We start from the raw sequence: 4,417 nt of genomic DNA, 5'->3' as shown, positions 1-4,417 counted from the left end.
TTCGTGGATCAGGAGATCGTGGAAGCGCTCATGGTCCACATGCGGCGGCAGGGAACCACCTTTCGCCTGGGCGAGAAGATGACGAGCGTCGCGATGGAGGAGGATGGCCGCGTGCACGCGCACCTGGAGAGTGGCAAGCGTATCGCTGCCGCCGGACTGCTGTACGCAGTCGGGCGGCAAACCAACGCCGACACCCTCGATCTGCGAGCAGCCGGGCTCGAGGCCGACGCGCGTGGTCGCATCGCGGTGAACGAGCACTTCCAGACCACGGTGCCGCACATCTACGCCGCTGGCGACGTCATCGGTTTTCCCGCCCTGGCGTCGACCTCCATGGAACAAGGAAGGCTGGCGAGCTGCCACATGTTCGGCCGGCCGACGCCGCGCAACGAGACCATGCCGTACGGCATCTACACCATCCCCGAGATCTCCATGGTCGGCCGCACCGAACGCGAGCTCACCCAGGCCCAGGTGCCATACGAGACCGGCATCGCCAAGTACGAGGAGCTGGCGCGCGGCCAGATCGCCGGCGACCGGAGCGGTTTGCTCAAGATCCTCTTCCATCCCGACAACCTGCAGATACTCGGCGTGCATGTCATCGGCGACAACGCCGCCGAGATCGTCCACATCGGGCAGAGTGTGCTCGCCCTCGGCGGCACGGTGGAGTACTTCCGCGATGCGGTGTTCAACTATCCCACCTACGCCGAGGCCTACAAGGTGGCGGCGCTGGACGGTCTGAACAAGCTGTGCTGAAGCGCTACGCCCGGGTCCCAGCCACTTGCCGGCCTCCGGCCGACTCGGCATAATACCGGCGATTCCAGCTGGATCTCCACGCCGAGTTCTGCCGGGGGAGCGCTTGCCCACCAGTCGCAGCGCCATCTACGCCGCGTCACTCTTGGTGGCATGGCTTCTCTTTCCTGCCCAGCCCATCGTGGCAGCGCCACGGGTCGTTCACGTCGGCTTCGTCGTGGACGGTCCCTGGGAGCGGAACACCGAGGTCCTGGAGCAGATGCGCGCCGAGATGCGCGCCCTCGTCCGCGACCAGTTCGACCTTCGCTTTCCCGACGACAAGCTCGTGGTCGGCGACTGGACCTTGCCCGGAGCGGAGGGAGCACTCCGGCGCCTGATGGCCGATCCCGAAGTCGATCTCGTCGTGGCGCTCGGCATCCTGTCTTCGGACCGCGCCTGCCGCGGTGCAGCGCCGACCAAACCCATCATCGCCCCGGCAGTGATCGATGCGAAGGCACAGGGCCTGCCGAGCCGCGATGGCACGAGCGGCGTGCACAACCTGAGCTATCTCAGCGTCCCCACCGCAGTGGAACGCGACCTCCGCACCTTCCACGATCTCGTCTCCTTCCGGCACCTCGGGGTGTTCGCCAACCAAAACGTCACCACGGCGCTGCCGGTTTTGTGCGACAGCGTGCTGGCTGCGGCGTCCAGGGTCGGCGTGGAGGCTCGCTTCCTCCCCATGGGCGCGTCGGCGGAGCAGACTCTGGCGCGACTCCCGGCGGAGATCGACGCGATCTACCTGATGCCCCTGCTCCAGCTTTCCGCCGCCGCCTGGGACAGCCTCATGGCCGGGCTCACCGCGCGCCGGCTGCCCACCTTCTCCTGCCTCGGCGAAAAGGAGGTGCAGCGCGGCGTGCTCGCCGGCGTCAGCCCCGACATCTTTCCGCAGATGGCACGCCGGCTGGCGGTGACGGTGCAACGCATCCTCTCCGGTGAGGATGCCGGCAAGCTTCCCACCGGCATCGTCATCGGTGAGCGGCTCATGCTCAACGCGCGCACCGCGCGCGCCATCGGCTGGTACCCGAGCTGGGCCGGGCTCTCGGAGGCCGAGGTGTTCGGGGAGGCGGAGCCGCGCGGTCGGACCCTGACGCTCGTCGCCTCCATGCAAGAGGCCCTCCTGGCCAACGTGGATCTGGCCGCCGCGGTGGCGCAGACGCGTGCCGGCGCCGCCCAGGTCGCCTCGGCGCGTTCGGTGCTCCTGCCGCAGGCCGATGCTTCGCTCCTCGGTGCAGAGATCGATGCCGACCGCGCCGCCGCCAGCTTCGGCTCCCAGGCCGAACGCAGCCTGGTCGGCACGCTCCAGGCCTCGCAGCTCCTCTTCTCCGAGCCCGACCTGGCGCGCTGGTCCAGCGAGCGCAGCCTGCAGCGGGCCCGCGAGCGCGATCTCGACCAGACGCGTCTCGACACGGCGCGCGCCGCCGGCGCCGCGCACCTGGACGTGCTGCGCGCCAAGACTCTCGAGCGCATCCGCAAGGAGAACCTGCAGCTCACCCGGCGGCACCTGGAGACGGCGCGGCTCTTGGAGTCCGTGGGCGCCACCGGTCGCTCCGATGTGTACCGCTGGGAGAGCGAGATCGCCACTAACCGGAAGGAGGCGATCGAGGCGAACGCGGTCCGCAACCTCGCCGAGATCGAGATGAACCGCATCCTGCACCGGCCGGCCGAAGAGCCCTTCATCGCCGCCGAGACCGACCTGGAAGACCCGGAAGTGGCGCGCAGCCTCGCACCCTCGCTTCCCTACTTCGGCGACAAGGTCGCCTTCGCTGCGCTGCGCGACTTTCTCGTCGAGGAAGGCTTGTCCACCTCTCCGGAGCTGCAGAGCTTCGACGCCGCGATCGCCGCCTCCCAGCGCCAGCTGCAGTCGGCGACGCGGGCCTTCTTCCTGCCGCAACTGAGCTTCCAGGCCTCGTGGAGCAGTGTGTGGTCGAAGGACGGCGCCGGCTCGGAACCGGCCTTCGTCGTCCCCGGCGTGCCCCAGGCCGACGACATCGATTGGAGCCTCGGCCTCTTGGCGGCGTACCCGCTTTCCCGTGGCGGCGGGCGCTTCGCGCTGCGGGCGCAGGCACGTGAAGAGCTGTCCAGCTTGGAGCTGCAACGCCAGTCGGCGGCGGAGCGCATCGAACAGCGCATCCGTGCCGCGGCACATCGGGCCGGGGCCTCCTACGCCGGCATGCGCGAGGCGCGCTCGGCGTCGGAATGGGCGCAGCGGAACCTCGACCTCGTCACCGATAGCTATACCCGCGGCGCCACCTCTTTCATCAACCTGCTCGACGCGCAGAACGCCCACGTCGTCTCCGAGCAGTCGGCCGCCAACGCCGTCTACGACTTCCTCGACGACTGGCTCGAAGTGCAGCGCGCCATCGGGCGCTTCGATTTCACCCGCAGCGACCCGGAGCGAGAGTCGTTCCGCCAGCGCTTGGAAGAGTTCGTCGCCAGGGCCGGAGCGCGGCGCCCCTAGACGCGACGGCACGCCCCACACCGGAGGAGGCGAGAATGGGAGACGAGATCCGCCGCCGAGAGGAGACGAGGATGGGATCCAGGGTTCGCCGCCACCAAGCCGTCGCCGCAGGCCTCGCCGGACTCGCCCTCGGCAGCTGCGGTGGCGGTGCGCCGCCGGAGCGGCATGCCGTACCGGTACAGGTCGCGCCCGCCGAGCGCTCCCGCAGCGCCGGTGAGTTGCGCTACTCCGCCACCTTCCGCCCCTACGCCCAGGTGGACTTGATCTTCAAGGTGAATGGCTACATCGACGAGATCCTGCAGGTCCGCGGCGCCGACGGCCTGCTGCGCAATGTGCAGGACGGCGACTTCGTCCGCCGGGGTACGGTGCTCGCGAAGGTGCGCCCCAACGAGTACCGCGACCGGTTGGCGGATGCGCAGGCGTCGCTCACCCAGGCGCGAGCCGATTACGAGCGCGCCACCCGCATGTACGAGAACAGCACCATCGCCAAGGCCGAGTACGACGGCGCCTTCGCCCGGGCGCAGTCGAGCCAGGCGCGCTACGACCAGGCGGCGGAGGCTCTCAACGATTGCTCCTTGCAGGCACCGATGGACGGCACCGTGATTCGCCGCAGCGTCGAGATCGGTTCGCTCGTCTCGCCCGGGGGGATCTCCTTTGTCCTCGCCGACACCCGCGCCGTCAAGGCCGTGGTCGGAGTTCCGGACGTGGCTCTCGCCGCCATCCACATGGGGGACTCGCTCCGGGTCGACTCCGAGGCCATCCCCGGCCGCGCCCTCCGCGGTCTGGTGACGCGCATCGCGCCCTCCGCCGACCCCAACAGCCGCATCTTCGAGGTGGAGTGCACCATCCCGAATCCCGACGGCCGCCTCAAGATCGGCATGATCGCCGCCCTCCACGTCGCCGAGCAGACCGAAGGAACCGAGGCCACCTTGGTGCCGCTCAAGGCGATCGTGCGCGCGAAGGACGACCCGAACGGCTACGCGGTGTACGTCGTCGAGGCGGCAGGGGAGAAACACATCGCCCGCATGCAGGTGGTGCAGCTCGGCGATGTCGTGGGCAACTCGATCGTCGTGACCGGGGGACTGCAAGGTGGCGAGCACGTCGTCGTCACCGGCGCCACCCTGGTGGCGGACCAGCAGGAAGTGCACATCGTCCCCTGAGCGCCGAGAGGTC

General features: G+C 69.2%; 3 protein-coding genes. All 3 read left to right on the top strand.

Annotation, left to right across the window (positions count from 1 at the left end):
• Positions 1 to 750: FAD-dependent oxidoreductase (locus VFE28_00830; GenBank protein ID HZM14519.1), on the top strand; the 750-nt coding region annotated here is incomplete at its 5' end.
• Positions 751 to 853: 103 nt separating this feature from the next.
• Entirely contained in the window at positions 854 to 3,244 is a 2,391-nt protein-coding gene (locus VFE28_00825; protein HZM14518.1) for a TolC family protein, read from the top strand.
• 71 nt (positions 3,245 to 3,315) lie between these two features.
• Entirely contained in the window at positions 3,316 to 4,404 is a 1,089-nt protein-coding gene (locus VFE28_00820; GenBank protein HZM14517.1) for an efflux RND transporter periplasmic adaptor subunit, read from the top strand.
• The last annotated feature ends 13 nt before the right edge of the window (positions 4,405 to 4,417 follow it).

It is taken from the genome of Candidatus Krumholzibacteriia bacterium (assembly GCA_035649275.1).
Taxonomy (GTDB): Bacteria; Krumholzibacteriota; Krumholzibacteriia.
The sequence above is the reverse complement of the archived record's forward strand: the minus strand, read 5'-3'. Positions and strand labels throughout refer to the sequence as shown.